At 74.8% G+C, this 16,041-nt stretch carries 15 protein-coding genes and 3 tRNA genes; 13 read left to right on the forward strand and 5 right to left on the reverse strand.

The window, feature by feature from the left end; all coding sequences use genetic code 11:
* Window positions 1-82 precede the first annotated feature (82 nt).
* Genes murI through ACQFYA_RS07680 form a run of 3 tightly spaced genes read left to right on the forward strand, consistent with a single transcriptional unit; the run spans window position 83 to window position 2,141 of the window.
* Window positions 83-886: a glutamate racemase gene (murI, locus tag ACQFYA_RS07670; RefSeq protein ID WP_499122718.1), complete on the forward strand. Its 804-nt coding sequence runs from the start codon at window positions 83-85 to the stop codon at window positions 884-886.
* Window positions 883-1,722 (forward strand): MBL fold metallo-hydrolase, encoded by an 840-nt coding sequence (locus ACQFYA_RS07675; RefSeq protein ID WP_499122719.1) that lies wholly within the window; start codon window positions 883-885, stop codon window positions 1,720-1,722. Before murI ends, ACQFYA_RS07675 begins: the two co-directional genes overlap by 4 nt.
* 17 nt (window positions 1,723-1,739) lie before the next feature.
* On the forward strand, window positions 1,740-2,141 hold the full coding sequence (locus ACQFYA_RS07680; protein WP_499122720.1) for a DUF3054 domain-containing protein: 402 nt from the start codon (window positions 1,740-1,742) through the stop codon (window positions 2,139-2,141).
* 21 nt (window positions 2,142-2,162) lie between these two features.
* On the opposite strand, the gene rdgB is transcribed toward ACQFYA_RS07680, so the two are convergent.
* Window positions 2,163-2,834 (reverse strand): RdgB/HAM1 family non-canonical purine NTP pyrophosphatase, encoded by a 672-nt coding sequence (gene rdgB, locus ACQFYA_RS07685; RefSeq protein WP_499122722.1) that lies wholly within the window; start codon window positions 2,832-2,834, stop codon window positions 2,163-2,165.
* 2 nt (window positions 2,835-2,836) lie between these two features.
* A complete protein-coding gene (gene rph / locus ACQFYA_RS07690; RefSeq protein ID WP_499122724.1) occupies window positions 2,837-3,595 on the reverse strand; it encodes a ribonuclease PH in 759 nt (252 codons plus the stop codon).
* A 40-nt stretch (window positions 3,596-3,635) separates the two neighbouring features.
* Here rph and ACQFYA_RS07695 point away from each other — a divergent pair, with 40 nt between their 5' ends.
* Complete coding sequence (locus ACQFYA_RS07695; RefSeq protein ID WP_499122727.1) at window positions 3,636-5,303, forward strand: ABC-F family ATP-binding cassette domain-containing protein; 1,668 nt, start codon at window positions 3,636-3,638, stop codon at window positions 5,301-5,303.
* On the opposite strand, the gene ACQFYA_RS07700 is transcribed toward ACQFYA_RS07695, so the two are convergent.
* Window positions 5,296-5,868, reverse strand: a complete 573-nt coding sequence (locus tag ACQFYA_RS07700; protein ID WP_499122729.1) for an NUDIX hydrolase family protein — start codon at window positions 5,866-5,868, stop codon at window positions 5,296-5,298. The two genes, ACQFYA_RS07695 and ACQFYA_RS07700, sit on opposite strands and share 8 nt — an antisense overlap.
* 98 nt (window positions 5,869-5,966) lie before the next feature.
* On the opposite strand from ACQFYA_RS07700, the gene trxA reads away from it, so the two are divergent.
* Window positions 5,967-6,344, forward strand: coding sequence for a thioredoxin (gene trxA / locus ACQFYA_RS07705; RefSeq protein WP_499122732.1), 378 nt, complete (start codon window positions 5,967-5,969; stop codon window positions 6,342-6,344).
* 69 nt (window positions 6,345-6,413) lie between these two features.
* On the opposite strand, the gene ACQFYA_RS07710 is transcribed toward trxA, so the two are convergent.
* A tRNA-Leu gene (locus ACQFYA_RS07710) sits at window positions 6,414-6,494 on the reverse strand.
* Window positions 6,495-6,519: 25 nt separating this feature from the next.
* Window positions 6,520-7,026 (reverse strand): peroxiredoxin, encoded by a 507-nt coding sequence (locus ACQFYA_RS07715; protein ID WP_499122733.1) that lies wholly within the window; start codon window positions 7,024-7,026, stop codon window positions 6,520-6,522.
* A 162-nt stretch (window positions 7,027-7,188) separates the two neighbouring features.
* Between ACQFYA_RS07715 and ACQFYA_RS07720 the strand changes: the two genes are divergently transcribed.
* The 8 genes from ACQFYA_RS07720 (at window position 7,189) to trmB (ending at window position 15,923) form a co-directional block, all read left to right on the forward strand.
* Window positions 7,189-7,485, forward strand: a complete 297-nt coding sequence (locus ACQFYA_RS07720; protein ID WP_499127473.1) for a GroES family chaperonin — start codon at window positions 7,189-7,191, stop codon at window positions 7,483-7,485.
* A gap of 43 nt (window positions 7,486-7,528) precedes the next feature.
* Window positions 7,529-8,755, forward strand: a complete 1,227-nt coding sequence (locus ACQFYA_RS07725; protein WP_499122735.1) for an acyl-CoA dehydrogenase family protein — start codon at window positions 7,529-7,531, stop codon at window positions 8,753-8,755.
* Window positions 8,756-8,870: 115 nt separating this feature from the next.
* Window positions 8,871-8,946, forward strand: a tRNA-Lys gene (locus ACQFYA_RS07730).
* A gap of 78 nt (window positions 8,947-9,024) precedes the next feature.
* A tRNA-Lys gene (locus ACQFYA_RS07735) sits at window positions 9,025-9,100 on the forward strand.
* Window positions 9,101-9,311: 211 nt separating this feature from the next.
* Window positions 9,312-13,394, forward strand: coding sequence for a metallophosphoesterase (locus ACQFYA_RS07740; RefSeq protein ID WP_499122738.1), 4,083 nt, complete (start codon window positions 9,312-9,314; stop codon window positions 13,392-13,394).
* Window positions 13,391-14,617 carry a HupE/UreJ family protein gene (locus tag ACQFYA_RS07745; protein WP_499122741.1) on the forward strand — a complete coding sequence of 409 codons (1,227 nt, stop codon included), beginning with the start codon at window positions 13,391-13,393 and terminating at the stop codon, window positions 14,615-14,617. Before ACQFYA_RS07740 ends, ACQFYA_RS07745 begins: the two co-directional genes overlap by 4 nt.
* A 68-nt stretch (window positions 14,618-14,685) precedes the next feature.
* Entirely contained in the window at window positions 14,686-15,090 is a 405-nt protein-coding gene (locus ACQFYA_RS07750; protein WP_499122743.1) for a pilus assembly protein CpaE, read from the forward strand.
* Between the two features lie 41 nt (window positions 15,091-15,131).
* A complete protein-coding gene (gene trmB, locus ACQFYA_RS07755) occupies window positions 15,132-15,923 on the forward strand; it encodes a tRNA (guanosine(46)-N7)-methyltransferase TrmB (protein WP_499122744.1) in 792 nt (263 codons plus the stop codon).
* Window positions 15,924-16,041: the final 118 nt, after the last annotated feature.

Below are 16,041 nucleotides of genomic sequence, written 5' to 3' on the forward strand. Positions count from 1 at the left end.
GCGCCCGCTGTGGCGGGCGCCACGCCGTGTCGCCGCTCACTCCGCACGGTCGGGGCCGCCCGTCGCGACTAGGCTTCCTCGCGTGAACGACGCCCCCATCGGGATCTTCGACAGCGGCGTCGGCGGGTTGACCGTCGCGCGCTCCATCCTCGACCAGCTGCCCCACGAGCAGGTGCTCTACCTGGGCGACACGGCCAACAGCCCGTACGGGCCCAAGCCGCTCGCCGCCGTGCGCGCCATGGCGCTCGCCGTGATGGACCGCCTGGTCGACGAGGGCGTGAAGATGCTCGTCATCGCCTGCAACTCCGCCACGGCGGTGGCGCTGCCCGACGCACGCGAGCGGTACACGGTGCGGCGCGGCATCCCGGTGGTCGAGGTGATCCGGCCGGCGGCGCGCCGCGCGGTGCTCGCGTCCAAGACCGGCCGCATCGGGGTGATCGGCACCAAGGCCACCGTCGACTCGCGCGCCTACGACGACGCCTTCCACGTGACCCCCGGCCTGGAGATCACCACGCAGGCGTGCCCCGACTTCGTCCCGCTCGTGGAGCGCGGGCAGACGTCCGGCCCCGAGGTGCTCGAGGTGGCGCACCGGTACCTCGACCCGGTGAAGGCCGCCGGCGTCGACACGCTCGTGCTCGGCTGCACGCACTACCCGCTGCTGGCGGGCGCGGTCTCGTACGTCATGGGCGAGGGCGTCACCCTCGTCTCCAGTGCCGAGGAGACCGCGAAGGACGTGTACCGGAACCTCGTGCAGCACGACCTGGAGCGGTCCGTCGACGCGCCCCCGCCCGTGCACCGGTTCCTGGCCACGGGGACGCCGGAGCCGTTCGAGCAGCTCGCGCGGCGCTTCCTGGGGCCGGAGGTGGACCTGGTGGAGGCCGCATGAGGCTCGTCACCGTCGGCGTCGCCGGCTCGTTCCCGGGCCCGGGTTCGCCCGCGTCCACGTACCTGCTGCAGGTGCCGGCCGCCCTGGCCGCGGCGTCCGGCCTCACGGGCGACGACGCGCGGGACTGGAACGTGGTGCTCGACCTCGGCAACGGGGGGCTCGGCGCGCTGCAGCGGCACGTCGACCCGCTCGACCTGGACGCCGTCGGCCTGTCCCACCTGCACCCGGACCACTGCGCGGACCTGTCCGGGCTGTACGTGTACCTGCGCTACCACCCGGAGCGGGGCGGCGTGGTCACCGGCGCCGGGCGGCGGCTGCCCGTGCTGGGCCCGAGCGCCACGGCCGAGCGCGCGGCCGCCATGTACGGGCTGGGCCCGGGGGAGTCGATGGACGGGGAGTACGACGTCCGCCCCTGGCAGCCCGGCACCGCCGTGCGCGTGGGGCCGTTCGAGCTGGAGCCGTTCGCCGTCTACCACCCGGTGGAGGCGTACGGCATCCGGGTCACGGGCCCGTCGAGCGTGCGGCCCGGCGAGCGGGCCACGCTGGTCTACTCGGGCGACACGGACGCGTGCGACGGGCTGGTCGAGGGCGCCCGCGGCGCGGACCTGTTCCTCGCCGAGGCGGCGTTCCAGGAGGGGCGCGACGACGGCGTCGTGCGCGGCATCCACCTCACCGGCCGCCGCGCCGGCGAGGCCGCGGCGAGCGCGGGGGTGGGCAGCCTGCTGCTCACGCACCTGCCGGTCTGGAACTCCCCGGAGGTGGCTCTGGCCGAGGCGCGGTCCGCCTACGACGGGCCCGTCGCGGTCGCGGAGGCCGGCGGGGTGCACGAGCTGTGAGCGGTAGCCTCGGCACCGTGAACGACGCCTCCTCCACCACCCCCGCGGCCCCGACGACCCTGCCCGCCTGGCCCGCGGTCGTCTGCGACCTCGTGTGCGTGCTCGTGTTCACCGTGGTGGGCACCGTGAACCACGAGACGGCGGGCGACGTCGGTCACGTCGCGATGGTGGGCCTGCCGGTCCTCGTCGGCCTGGCCGTGGGCTGGCTCGCCACCCGCGCCTGGCGCGCGCCCGCGCAGGTCTGGCCCACCGGCGTGGCCGTCTGGTTCGCCACCGTGGCCCTCGGCCTGGCGCTGCGCCCGGTGCTTGGCGTCGGCGGCGTGGAGCCCTCGTTCGCGATCGTCACGGCCGTGTTCCTCGGCGTGACGATGCTCGGGTGGCGCGCGCTCGCGTCGCTCGCCGCCCGCCGTCGCGCCTGACGGGCGGGCGACGAGCCGCCGTCAGAGGGCGGCGGCGATCTCGGGGGCGAGGGCACGGAAGGCCTTGCCCCGGTGGCTGATCGCGTTCTTCTCCGCCGGCTCGAGCTCGGACGACGTCCGCGTCCCGGGCGTCCCGTCGGGGCCCGCGGCCTGCTCGACGGGCACGTGGATCGGGTCGTAGCCGAAGCCGTTGTCCCCGCGCGGCGCGCGCACGAGCGTGCCGGGCATCTCGCCGAGGCACACCTCCTCGCGGCCGTCGGGGGTCACGAGCGCGGCCGCGCACACGAACGCCGCCCCGCGGTGCTCGTCGCGGACGTCGGCCAGCTGGCCCAGCAGCAGCTCGAGGTTCGCCTCGTCGTCGCCGTGCCGCCCGGACCAGCGGGCGGAGAAGATGCCGGGCGCGCCGCCCATGACGTCCACGCTCAGGCCGGAGTCGTCCGCGACGGCGGGCAGCCCCGTCGCCGCGGCGAGGGCGCGCGCCTTGATGAGCGCGTTCTCGACGAACGACACGCCGTCCTCGACCGGCTCGGGGGCGCCGAGGTCGCCCGCCGTCACCACGGCGTCGTCGGGCAGCGCGTCGAGGCCCGGCTGCTCGCGCAGGATGGCGCGCAGCTCGACGAGCTTCTTGCGGTTGTGCGTGGCCAGCACGAGGCGGGCGCCGGCGGGGACCGTGCCGGGGGTCGGGGCCGTCATCGTCAGAGCTCCTGCGCGAGCGCGGCCCGCTGCTTCTCGGTGAGCTCGACCGTGCCGGCGAGGGCGAGGTCGAGCAGCGCGTCGAGCTCCGCGCGGTCGAACGGGGCGTGCTCCGCGGTGCCCTGGACCTCGACGAACGTGCCCGAGCCCGTCGTCACGACGTTCATGTCCGTCTCGGCGCGCACGTCCTCCACGTAGGGCAGGTCGAGCATGGGCGTGCCGTCGATGATGCCGACGCTCACCGCCGCGACCGAGTCGGTGAGCACCTGCTTGCCACCGGTGACGTGGCCGTGCCGGGCGCCCCACGCGACGGCGTCGGCGAGCGCGACGTACGCGCCCGTGATCGCCGCGGTGCGGGTGCCGCCGTCGGCCTGCAGCACGTCGCAGTCGAGCACGATCGTGTTCTCGCCGAGGGCCGAGACGTCGACGACGGCGCGCAGCGCGCGGCCGATGAGGCGGGAGATCTCGTGGGTGCGGCCGCCGATCTTGCCCTTGACCGACTCGCGCTGGCTGCGCTCGTTGGTCGCGCGGGGGAGCATCGCGTACTCCGCGGTGACCCAGCCCTCGCCGGAGCCCTTCTTCCAGCGCGGCACGCCCGCCGTGAACGACGCCGTGCACAGGACGCGCGTCCGGCCGAACTCCACCAGCACCGAGCCCTCGGCGTTCTCGGTCCAGCCGCGCGTGATCGTGACGGGGCGGAGCTGGTCGGGCGTGCGGCCGTCGGCGCGCACGACCGCGTCGGGAGAAGTGGGGGAAGTCATGCCGCCACCCTAGACGTTCGCCCGCACCTAGGATCGACGGGTGCACCTCACCGCCACGGACCTCGCGTTCGCGTACCCCGGCCGCCCGGTGCTCGACGGCGTGAGCCTGCGGGTGTCGAACGGCACCCGGCTCGGCGTCGTGGGGGAGAACGGGTCCGGCAAGTCGACCCTGCTCCACCTGCTGGCCGGCGACCTGCCCCCCGCGCGCGGCGAGGTCCGCAGGCGGGGGAGCGTCGCGCTGGTCGAGCAGGAGCTCCCCACGACCCCCGCGGAGACGGTCGGCGACCTCGTGCAGGGCACGCTCGCCGGCCTGCGCGCGCTGTCCGCCGAGATCGAGGCGGAGGCCGCGGGGTTCGATCATGAGTCGGGCGACCTGCGCCGGCTGTCCGGGCTGCTGGCCCGGGCCGAGCACCTCGCCGCGTGGGACGCCGACCGGCGGGTCGACGTCGCGCTCACCCGCCTGGGCGCGGAGCGGGACCCGCGCCGGCGCCTCGAGACCCTCTCCGTCGGGCAGCGCTACCGCGTGCGCCTCGCGTGCCGGCTCGCCGAGCGCGCCGACCTGCTGCTCCTCGACGAGCCCACGAACCACCTCGACGACTCGGCGATCGAGTTCCTCACGGGCGAGCTCGTGGCCTGGCGCGGCGGCGTGGTCGTCGTGACGCACGACCGCGAGCTGCTCGACGACGTCGCCACCGGCATCCTCGACCTCGACCCGTCGATGGACGGCCGGCCCGTGCTGTACGGGCAGCCCGGGTACCTCGCGTACCGGTTCGCGAAGAACCAGGCCCTGCACCGGTGGCGCCAGCGTTACCGGGCCGAGCAGGAGCGCGCCCGCGTGCTCGCCGAGCGGCTGGACACCTCCTACGAGGGGCTGTCCGACGAGTGGCGCCCGGAGAAGGGCTCGCAGAAGCACCGGCGGGCCACCCGGGCGCGCATCCACGTGAAGGCCGCGGACCGGCTCGTGCAGAAGCTCGAGGCGGAGGCCGTGGAGGTGCCCGTCCCGCCGGCGCGGCTCTCCTTCCCCGACCTGCCCGCGATGTCGCCCGGCTGGGACCCCGGCGACCCGCTCGTCGAGGTGCGCTCGCCGCGGGTCGTGGCCGACGACGGCGGGGTGCGGCTCGACCTGCCGGGCACGCGCGTCGCGGTGCCGCCGTCCGGGCGGCTGCTCGTCGTCGGGCCCAACGGCGCGGGCAAGTCGACCCTGCTGGCGGCGCTCGCGGGCCGCGTGCCGCTGGCGCGCGGGACGCGGACGGTGACGGCGGGCGCGCGGCTGGGCGTCGTGACGCAGGAGACGGCGCTCGCGCCCGACCGCGCCCCCGTTCCGGGCGACCGGGACGCCCCTGACGGCGGCCCGAGGTCCGGGTTCGACGCGTACGCGACGGAGGCGCTGGAGCTGCTGGAGCGCGGCGAGCTGGACCCGGAGCACGTGGTGCCCGTGGCCGCGCTCGGCCTGCTCGGCGACGAGGACCTGGAGCGTCCGCTGGCGGAGCTCTCCGCCGGTCAGCGGCGCCGGTTCGAGCTGGCGCGGGCTCTGCTCCACGCGCCCCACCTGCTGCTGCTCGACGAGCCCACGAACCACCTGTCGGTGGACCTCGTGGACGAGCTGACCCGGGCGCTGGTCGCCACCCCGGCCGCCGTCGTCGTCGCGACCCACGACCGCCGCATGCGCGCCGACCTCGCCGACTGGCCGGTGCTCGACCTCAGCTGAGGCGTCCCACCCAGGCCATCGCCTGCTTCACGATGGTGCCCTGGCCGTGGATCATCTCCGCCTGCACGGTGTCGCTGCAGGCCTCCTCCGGCGTGAGCCACGCCAGGTCGAGCGCGTCCTGCTGAGGGCGGCAGTCGCCGGTGACCGGCACGACGTACGCCAGGGACACCGCGTGCTGTCGCGGGTCGTGGTAGGCCGTGATGCCGGGGGTGGGGAAGTACTCGGCCACGGTGAACGGCTGCGGCGACGCCGGGACCTGCGGCAGCGCGACCGGGCCGAGGTCCTTCTCGATGTGGCGCAGCAGCGCGTCGCGCACCCGCTCGTGGAAGAGCACGCGGCCGGACACGAGCGCGCGGGTCATGGTGCCGAGCGGCGTGACGCGCAGCAGCAGCCCGACGGCGACGACGTCGCCCGAGTCGTCCACGCGCACCGGCACCGCGTCGACGTAGACGAGCGGGAGCTGCGCCCGGACGGCCGCGAGGTCCTCCGGGGTGAGCCAGCCCGCAGGCTGCGGCTCGTCGCGGTAGAACTCGTCGTCGGGGGGGAATTCGGCCGTGTCCGTCACAGGTCGTTTCTACCAGCCCGTGCCCCGCGGGAGCGCGCCGGGAATACTGGGGCCGGTCCCGGTGCTGTGCCGAGGAGATCCCCCACGGAAGGACACCCATGGCCACCGTCGAGCTCACCGACGACACGTTCGAGAAGACCGTCACCGACAACGACATCGTGCTGGTCGACTTCTGGGCCGAGTGGTGCGGCCCGTGCAAGCAGTTCGCGCCCGTCTTCGAGGCCTCGTCCGAGGAGAACGCGGACGTCGTGCACGCGAAGATCGACACCGAGGCCCACCAGGGCGTCGCCGCCGCCGCGGGCGTGAGCGCCATCCCGACGCTCATGGTGTTCCGCGAGGGCGTGCTGGTCTTCAACCAGGCCGGTGCGCTGCCCGCCCCCGCGCTCAAGCAGGTCGTCGACGCCGTCAAGGACCTCGACATGGACGACGTGCGCGCCCAGATCGCCGCCGCGAACAACGGTGCGCCGCAGGCCTGATCGCCGCACCGCCAGCACCACGCACGACGCCCGTCCCGGCTTCCCGGGGCGGGCGTCGTCGATTGCCGGTGCGCGAGGCGGGACTCGAACCCGCACGTCCGAAGACACTGGTTCCTAAGACCAGCGTGTCTGCCATTCCACCACTCGCGCGCCGGGCCAGTGTAGGCAGTCGGCGTCAGTCGAGGCCGAGGGTCTTGCGCAGGCGCGCGACGTGCCCGGTCGCCTTGACGTTGTACTGCGCGACGGCCACCTTGCCGTCCGGGTCGACGACGACGGTGGAGCGGATGACGCCCACGTACGTCTTGCCGTAGTTCTTCTTCTCGCCCCAGGCTCCCCAGGCCTCGAGCGCGGAGTGCTCGGTGTCGCCGGCGAGGGAGAACGTCAGGGCGTCGCGCTCGGCGAACCGGGCGAGCTTGTCCACGTCGTCGGGCGAGACGCCGACGACGGCGTACCCGGCGCCCTGGAGCGACGCGAGGGAGTCGCGGAAGTCGCAGGCCTCGGTGGTGCAGCCGGGCGTCATCGCGGCGGGGTAGAAGTACACGACGACGCCCCGGAGGCCCGGCGCCGCCAGCGCGGCGGCCAGGGAGAACGTGCCGGTGATGGTGCCGGTGCCCGACGCGTCCGGCAGGACGGCGGGCAGCTCGAGGGCGGGGGCGGCGTCGCCGACGGCGAGACGGGTCACGGGTGCTCCTGGGTCGAGGTGGCGGTCGCGCGGCGACCGGTCGGTCACGGGGGCACCGGGCCGGCGTGCGGCGGCGCCCCGGCGTCGAGCGTAGACGCCCGTGTCGTCTAGCGTTGACCCGTGACCGACGCCGTGCCCAGCACCACGCCCCTGCCCATCCGCATGCTGCACGACCGCCTGCTGGTGCAGCCGGAGGTGGACTCGTCCGAGCGGCAGTCGACGGCGGGGCTCGTCATCCCCGCCACCGCGACGGGGCCCAAGCGGCTCGCGTGGGCCGTGGTGGTGGCGAAGGGCGAGCACGTGCGCCAGGTGGCCGTGGGCGACCGCGTGCTCTACGACCCGGAGGAGCGCGCCGAGGTGGACCTCGGCGGCACGGACTACGTGCTGCTGCGGGAGCGCGACGTGCACGGCGTCACCGAGACCGAGGCCGAGGGCGGCGCGACCGGCCTGTACCTCTGACGTCGCTCCTGAAGGCCCGGCCCGCCGTCGCTACGGTGGGCCCATGACCGGCGACGACGCCCGCCCCGCGGACCCCCTCGACCTGCTCGCGCTCGAGGACGAGCTGAGCCCCGCGGAGCGCGAGACGCGCGACCGGGTGCGGGCGCTGGTCGACGAGCACGTCCGCCCGCACGTCGCGCGCTGGTTCGCCGACGCGGTGTTCCCCCTCGACCTCGTGCCACGCCTGGCGGAGGCGGGCCTGCTGGGCATGCACCTGCCCGGGCACGGCTGCGCGGGGCGCTCGGCGGTCGAGTACGGCCTCGCGATGGCGGAGCTGGAGGCGGGCGACTCCGGGATCCGCACGTTCGTCTCGGTGCAGGGGTCGCTGGCGATGACCGCGATCGCGAAGCACGGCTCGGCCGAGCAGCAGGAGCGCTGGCTCCCGGGCATGGCCGCCGGGGAGCTGCTCGGCTGCTTCGCCCTCACCGAGCCCGCCGCCGGCTCCGACCCGGCGGCGATGCAGACCACCGCGACCCGCACCGGGGACGGGTGGGTGCTCTCCGGGCGCAAGCGCTGGATCGGGCTCGCGTCGGTGGCGGACGTCGCGGTGGTCTGGGCGCGGGCCGTCGCTCCTGAGCACGACGACGACGCCGCCGCCGACGGCGGGCGCGCGCCGCGGGTGCGCGGGTTCCTCGTCCCGACGACGACGCCGGGCTTCGCCGCGAGGCCCATCGAGCCGAAGCTGTCGCTGCGGGCGTCCGTGCAGTGCGACGTGACCCTCGACGACGTGCGCCTCCCCGCGGACGCTCTACTGCCGGAGCACCCCGGGCTGGCCGGGCCGTTCGCCTGTCTCGACGAGGCGCGGTACGGCATCGCCTGGGGCGCGGCGGGCGCCGCGCGCGACAGCCTGGACGCCGCCCTGCGGCACGCGGGGGAGCGGGTCCAGTTCGGCCGGCCGATCGCCGCGTTCCAGCTCACGCAGGCGAAGCTCGTGGACATGGCGCTCGAGGTGTCCCGCGCGCAGCTGCTCGCGCTGCGGCTGGGCCGGCTCAAGGACGCCGGCCGGCTGGAGGCGCACATGATCTCGGCCGGCAAGCTCGCGAACGTGCGGTCGGCGATCGAGGTCGCCCGGACCGCACGCACGGTGCTCGGCGGCGACGGGATCACGCTGGAGCACTCGCCGATGCGGCACGCGGCGAACCTCGAGTCGGTGCGCACGTACGAGGGCACCGACGAGGTGCACACGCTGATCCTCGGGCGGCACCTCACGGGCCACCAGGCCTTCCGGTGACCGTCGGGACGCCGGCCGGCGGCGTTCCGGCGCGGCTGTCGCGGAGGTCACAGCGCTGACCGGGCAGGACGGTTTCCCGGCAGGTGCGGACGGCTGGTAATGTTTCACCCCGCCAGCGCCATTAGCTCAATTGGCAGAGCAGCTGACTCTTAATCAGCGGGTTCGGGGTTCGAGTCCCTGATGGCGCACCAGCACGAGGTCCTCGCACCGCGGGGACCTCGTCGCGTGAGGACCTCCTCCGGTGCGAACCGTGGGCGACCTCTGGCCATGCGCCATTAGCTCAATTGGCAGAGCAGCTGACTCTTAATCAGCGGGTTCGGGGTTCGAGTCCCTGATGGCGCACCACCCAGCCCCGTCCGGCATCGCCGGGCGGGGCTTCGTCGTGCCGTCCCACGATCTGGGACGCCACGTCCAGTGGCCGTCCAGTGTTCTCCCTGCCGTCCCTCGCGGGCACCGCAGCGTTCACCCGGTGTCGCCAGCGTGTGGTCCCGGGTGAGCCCGGGCTGCCTGCGGGAGCGCCCTTCCCTTCATCGACGACAGGAAGGACGGCACGCTGATGCGGCCGAAACCCTCAGGACGCCTGCGCGCGTCGACCGTCGCCGCGTGCGTCGTGGCGGCGTCGCTGGCGATCCCTACCGCCGGCCTCGCGCCGGCGGCGGCGCAGCCCTCGACCCCGCCCGCGAGCCCGTCGCCCGCGACGGACGCGACGGACGCCTCGGACGACGGCCGGTTCCCGGGCTTCCCCGGCTGGACCGACCAGGGCCCCGACACGACGGCCGGCACGGAGTCCGGCACGAAGGGCGACACGAAGCCGGGCAGGCCAGGCAAGCCCGGCAGGCCCGGCTCCGCGCCCACGCTCGCGCCCGCGGACGGCGCCCACCTCACGGGCAGCGTGACGTTCGCGGCCGCCCCGACGACGGGGGGCGACCCGGTCGGGCGGATCACGGTGGACGGCGCCGACCTGCCCGGCCTCGCGACGACGGCGGGCACCTCCGCCCTCACGTTCGACGTCGGCAGCAACTCCGCCGACGCGCGGTTCGGCAACTTCCTGGTGGTCAACGGCCACCGGGTCGACCAGGAGCGCACCTGGGTGTCGGAGCGGGTCGAGGTGCCCGTGCCGAACGAGTGGCTCGTGCAGGGCACCAACACCGTCGAGATCCACGCGGGCGGGCTGGACTCGTCCTGCGGCATGAACTTCGACGACTTCGTGCTCTCCGAGCTGCAGCTCGAGCTCCTGGGCGAGACCGCCGGCGACGCCGGGAACTCGTTCGGGTACTCGATGGGCGACGGCTCCTGCGGCAGCAACACCTCCTACGTCAAGGAGGCGACCGTCACGTTCGAGGTCGAGAGCGTCCCGGGCGCCACGACCGGCCTGGCCGCCGACGTCGACACCACCGCGCTCGCCAACGGCGCGCACTCGGTCGTCGCCACCACGCGCTCCGGCGCCACGGCCACGCACACGGTGCGGGTCAACAACGCGCCCGCGGGGGCGCCCGTCGTGACCCCGGAGGACGGGACGCTGACCCGCGGCACGCAGACGGTGACCGCGGCCGCGCCCGCGGACGGCGACGGTGGCACCGCGTCGCTCACCGTCGACGGCGAGCCCGCCGCCGGTCCGGCGACGCTCGGCGACGGCGTGTCGGTGTTCTCGTTCGACGTCGGTACCAACTCGATCGAGACGCGCTACCAGAACCACCTGCTCGTCAACGGCACGCGGCTCGACCTCCGCGGGGAGGGTGGGCGCGACCTCGTCTCCGAGCGGGTCGAGGTGGGCGTGCCGAACCGCCTGCTGCACCCCGGGGAGAACTCGATCGCGCTGGTCGCGGGCGACGTCTCCTCGTCGTGCGGGGCCAACCTCGACGACTTCTCCGCCTCGGGCCTGGCGCTGAGCGTGGCCGACGGCACCGTCACGCCCCCGGCGGACCTGCAGGCGGCGTACGCGATGGGCGACGGCAGCTGCGGCTCCAGCAGCACCGCGCTGCCGGAGGTGGAGCTCACCTGGACCCTCGACGCGGCCGGTGAGACCTCGTTCCCGGCACTGGGCCACGGCGAGGCCACGGTGTCGTTCGTCGTCGGTTCCAACTCGCTCGACGGGTCGGCGAGCAACGCCCTGCGGATCAACGGCGTCGAGCGCCGGATCGACCAGACGATCGTCGGCGGACGCGGGGTGATCACGTTCCCGGACGAGTGGCTCCTGCCCGGCTGGAACCAGGTCGACATCGTGACCGGCACGTTCGAGAACGACTGCAACCTGGACGACTTCACGGTCTCCGACGTCGTGCTCACCCCGGCGGCCGGCACTGCGCAGCAGCAGAACGCCGCCGCGTCGTACGCGCTGGGCGACGGCACCTGCGGCTCGAACCTCAACTCGTTCCGGCAGGTCGACCTGCACTTCCTCGTCGACGCCCCCGCACGCGGCCTGCGCGCCGACGTCGACACCGCCGACCTCGAGGACGGCGAGCACGAGCTCGCGGCCGTCTCGGCCACCGGCCAGGCCGCCACCCGGGTCCTGGAGACGGACAACACGGCGCCGCGGGTCGCGGCGTCCACGCCCGCCGACGGCGCGCGGATCACCGGCGCCGTGCCCCTCGCGGTGGAGCTCGCCGACGCGCACGGCGTGGTCGGCGACCCGGCGGTGACGCTCGACGGCGAGGCCGTCGAGCTCGGCGACGACGTCGGCCCCGGCCTCACCGCCGGCCGGCACACCCTCGAGGTGGCGACCGCCGACTCGCTCGGCAACACGGCCACGCGGGAGATCGCCTTCACCAGCGCCGGCGTCCCCGACGCCCCGGCCGACCTCGCGCCCGCCACCGGGACGACGGACGTCGAGGACCCGGTGACGCTGTCGGCGCGGGTGGCCGGGCCCGACGGCGGCAAGGTCACCGCGACGTTCGCGCAGGCCGACGTGCTGCTCCCCGGCGAGGTGCGCCAGGGCACGGCCGACGCCGTGCCCACCGAGCTGGACCCGCGCGGCACGACGAAGGTCTCCGCGAAGGGGCTGGCCGCCGGCGACGGGAAGGAGCTGGCCGCGCCAGAGGCCGACGCCGTGTCGTTCCAGCGCTTCGACGTCCGCGTGCGGTCCCGCGAGGAGCACCCGGTGGTGCGCTGGAGCGGCACCGCCGACCCGGCGCGCGAGATCTCCCTGCTGGTCTGGGACGTCCGCGCGAAGGCGTGGGACCCGCTCGCGTCGTCGCGCGGCGCGGCCGAGGGCGACACCGTCCTGGTCGCGACCGCGGGCCCCGGGCACCGGGACCGCGGCGTCGTGCACGTCATGGTGGCCGCCACGGACCCGTTCGCGGACGACCTCGACGCGGGCGGGGAGGGCTTCGCCGACCCGGCGGACTACGACTTCTCCATCGCGCACATGACGGACACGCAGTACCTGTCCGAGGGCGCCGTCGAGCAGGAGACCGCCGAGGAGCGGGCCGTCTGGGAGTCCGCGTACGCCGGGGTGGTCGACTGGATCGCCGAGAACGCCGACGAGCGCAAGATCGCGTTCGTCTCGCACACCGGCGACCTCATCGAGAACAACATCCGCGAGCCCCGGGACGACGCCATGAAGGAGGAGGTGACCGGCGAGTTCGAGGTGTCCTCGCGGCAGCAGGCGAAGATCGACGGCATCCCCAACTCCGCCGTGGCCGGCAACCACGACAACTGGTCGGGGGCCGCGGGCGGGCAGGAGAAGTACAACGAGTACTTCGGCCCCGACCGGTACGAGGCCGCGGCCGAGTCCTGGGAGAACGCCGAGTACGGCTCCTGGCGCGACGGCGACAACTCCAACCACTACGTGCTGTTCTCCGCGGGCGGGCTCGACTTCGTCGCGGTCGGCATGGGCTACGGCGTCACCCGCGAGGAGGCCGAGTGGGCGGACGGGATCTTCGAGCGGTACCCCGACCGCAACGGCATCCTCATGACGCACGCGTACCTCGCGGCCAGCACGCAGAAGGACGGCCGCAACGCGGGCTTCGCCACGCCGGACGGCTCGCCGCTGTACACGTACGTGGTCGAGCCGAACGACAACGTGTTCCTCGTGCTCGCCGGCCACGTGCACGGCGTCACGACGAACGTGAAGCCGAAGGTCGGGCAGATCGCCGACGGCGTCGTGGAGCTGCTCGCGGACTACCAGGCGTTCACCGTGCCGGCCGGGCGCGTGGGCCTGGGCACGATCGGCGGCTACGACCCGGCCGAGCGGCTGCGGTTCGGGGCCTCGTACTTCCGCCTGCTGCAGTTCGACGTCGACCGCGCCGAGATGAGCGTGGACACCTACTCGCCGTTCCTCGACGACTTCGGGGCCGACGAGTGGGACCCGGACGCCCGGTACGACTCCACCGCCGACACCATGGTGCTGCCGGTGGACCTCACCTCGCGCACGACGTCGTTCAGCACGGACTCGCTGGCCGTGTACGCGCCCACCCGCGTCATCGGCACGCGGGCGGTGACCTCCGGCGAGGTCGCGTCCGTGCGGTGGGACCACCTGCGGCGGGACACGCAGTACGCGTGGGTCGTCACGGCCAGCACGCGCGGCGGTGGCGTCACCGCCGCCGACCCGGCGCTCTTCACCACCCGCGCCGGGCGGCCGTGGCCGAAGGGCACCGAGACGGTGCCCGGGTCCCAGGTCCCCGGGGGGCACCGGTCGTGACACGCACACCCACCAGGACGGCGTCGCGTCGCGGCGCCGTCCTGGCGTCCCTCGCCGCGCTCGGCACCGGCGTCGTCGGCCTCCTCGGCGTCGCGACGGCCGTGCCCGCCGCCGCCCACGACGCCACCACCGACGCGTACGCGCAGGTCACCGCGGCCGGCGGCGCGGACGTGCACGTGGAGCTGGACCTCGAGTACGACCTGCTCATGAAGTCCGCCTGGCTCACGGCCGAGGCCTACGACGCCCGCGGTGACAAGGCGCAGGACGCGCAGCTCGCGGAGCACGCCGACGAGGTCGCGGCCTACGTCATCGAACGGTTCCAGGTGGCCGCCGGCGACGACCTCTGCACGCCGGCGCTCGCGGCCGACCCGACCGCGGGCGACCGCGGCGGCACGCCGTACGCGACCGTCGCGCTCGACTACGCCTGCCCCGGCGGCCCGGACTCGGCGCACACGCTGTTCAGCGCGCTCTTCCCCGACACGGAGTCCTTCGTGCACTCCACGGAGACGATGGTCACGTACGACCTCGACGAGGAGGAGGGGTCGGCCGTCCTCACGCCGGCGGACCCGACGGTCACGACCGGCGAGCACCGCACCTGGCACCGGCTGGGCGAGTTCTTCGTGCTGGGGGCCGAGCACCTGCTGCTCGGCCCCGACCACGTGCTCTTCCTGCTGGCGCTGATCGTCGGCTCGCGCCGGCTGCGCGACGTCGTGCTGGTGGCGACGTCGTTCACGGTGGCGCACTCGGTGACCTTCCTCCTGGCGGCGACGGGCGCCGTGAGCGCGCCCGGGGCCGTGGTGGAGCCGGTCATCGCGCTCTCGATCGCGGCCGTCGCCGCGGGGCACCTCTGGACGGCGCGGCCGGGCGCGGCGCTCGCGCTCGACGTCGTGGCCGAGCCGCGCCGGTCGTGGTTCGACCTGTCGCGGGCGGACGTGGCGCGCCTCGCGGTCGTGTTCGCCTTCGGCCTGGTGCACGGGCTCGGGTTCGCCGGCGCGCTGGGGCTCGACGAGCCGTGGTCGTGGGGGCTGCTCGGGTCGCTGCTCGTCTTCAACGTCGGCATCGAGGTGGTGCAGCTCGGGATCATCGCGGTGGTGTTCCCCCTGCTCGTGCTGCTGCGGCGCCGTGCGCCGGGCGCGGCGCGGTGGGTCACCGCGGTCGTCGCCGCGGGCGTCGCTGCGGTCGGGCTGTTCTGGTTCGTGCAGCGGGTGCTGGGGCTGGGCTGACGGGGTTGACCCGTCCCGAGGGGCGACCCCGGCGCGCGCCGGGCCGCGACGGGGCGGAGGATGAGGCGATGATCTCCACCGAGCTCGCGGCCCGGCTGCGCGACGCGGGGCTGGTCTGGCGCCCCGCCGACGGCGACCGGTTCCGCATCGACGCGCCCGAGCTGTCCGCGGACGTCTTCACGGTCAGCACGATGACGATCCAGGCCCACGAGTTCCCCACCGGCACCATCCTGGGGTTCAACGGCACGACGGAGTGGGCGCTCGACTCCGTCGCGATCGAGGACGCTCTCTGGCTGCCGCGCGAGGACCAGCTGCGCGACCTGCTGCGCACCACGTTCGTCGGCCTCCGGCGCACGGGGGAGGGGTACGAGGTCGACGTCGAACTGCTCGGCGAGCGGCGGAGCTTCGCCGACGCGGAGCCGGCCGGGGCGTACGGCGCGGCGCTGCTCGCCCTCGTGCAGCTCAGCGGCTGACGGTCCGAGGGGGACCCGCGGCGCCGCTTACCCTTGGACCCGTGCCCGATCCCGTGACCTCCGAGCAGAACCCTGACGCCGTCGACCCGCTGTACCGCCGACAGCCCGTCAGCTTCGTGCGGCGCAGCGCACGCCTCACGGCCGCGCAGCACAAGGCGTGGGACACCCGCCGCGACCGCTACCTGGTGGACGTGCCCCGCGACCTGACCGTGACGTCCGTCGAGCCCTCCTGGCGGTTCGACCCCGCGCAGGCCTTCGGCCGCACGGCGCCGCTCGTGGTGGAGATCGGGTCGGGGCAGGGCGAGGCGATCGTGTCCGCCGCGGCCGGGCACCCCGAGCGCGACCACCTGGCCGTCGAGGTGTACACCCCCGGCCTGGCGCAGACCATCGTGCGGGCCGGGCACGCCGGGGCCGACCCCGGCGTCGCCGGGGGAGCCCCCGGCAACGAGCTCGACAACCTGCGGCTGGTGCAGGCGGACGCGGCGGAGCTGCTGGCCACGGCGCTGCCGGAGGCGTCGGTGGACGAGCTGTGGGTCTTCTTCCCCGACCCGTGGCACAAGTCGCGCCACCAGAAGCGGCGCCTCGTCACCCCGGCGTTCGCCGAGCTCGCCGCGCGGGTGCTGCGGCCCGGCGGCGTGTGGCGGCTCGCGACGGACTGGCTGCACTACGCCGACCAGATGATCGACGTCCTCGAGGCCAGCGACGACTTCCGCAACGCGCACGGGCGCGGGGTTCGCGCCCCGCGGTTCGAGGGCCGCGTGCTGACGAGCTTCGAGAAGAAGGGGTCCGCCGCCGGGCGGGTCGTGACGGACCTGGAGTACGTGCGCGCCTGAGCCCGTCGGTCGCTGACCTGGGGACGCGCCCGGAGAGTGGCTTGCGCCACACCCTCCGCCTCTAGCAGGGTGGCCTCGCGAAACGTTATCGACCGGGGCAGCGTGGCCCCGGCGCCCG

The sequence above is a fragment of the Promicromonospora sp. Marseille-Q5078 genome (assembly GCF_050315395.1).
Lineage (GTDB): Bacteria > Actinomycetota > Actinomycetes > Actinomycetales > Cellulomonadaceae > Isoptericola.

What these genes read in the sequence shown, in the direction of transcription:
- ACQFYA_RS07740 (WP_499122738.1), top strand. Translation starts at nt 9,312, where the DNA reads ATGCGGCCGAAACCCTCAGGACGCCTGCGCGCGTCGACCGTCGCCGCG.
- ACQFYA_RS07720 (WP_499127473.1), top strand. Translation starts at nt 7,189, where the DNA reads ATGCTGCACGACCGCCTGCTGGTGCAGCCGGAGGTGGACTCGTCCGAG.
- ACQFYA_RS07725 (WP_499122735.1), top strand. Translation starts at nt 7,529, where the DNA reads ATGACCGGCGACGACGCCCGCCCCGCGGACCCCCTCGACCTGCTCGCG.
- rph (WP_499122724.1), bottom strand. Translation starts at nt 3,595, where the DNA reads ATGACTTCCCCCACTTCTCCCGACGCGGTCGTGCGCGCCGACGGCCGC.
- ACQFYA_RS07675 (WP_499122719.1), top strand. Translation starts at nt 883, where the DNA reads ATGAGGCTCGTCACCGTCGGCGTCGCCGGCTCGTTCCCGGGCCCGGGT.
- trxA (WP_499122732.1), top strand. Translation starts at nt 5,967, where the DNA reads ATGGCCACCGTCGAGCTCACCGACGACACGTTCGAGAAGACCGTCACC.
- rdgB (WP_499122722.1), bottom strand. Translation starts at nt 2,834, where the DNA reads ATGACGGCCCCGACCCCCGGCACGGTCCCCGCCGGCGCCCGCCTCGTG.
- ACQFYA_RS07750 (WP_499122743.1), top strand. Translation starts at nt 14,686, where the DNA reads ATGATCTCCACCGAGCTCGCGGCCCGGCTGCGCGACGCGGGGCTGGTC.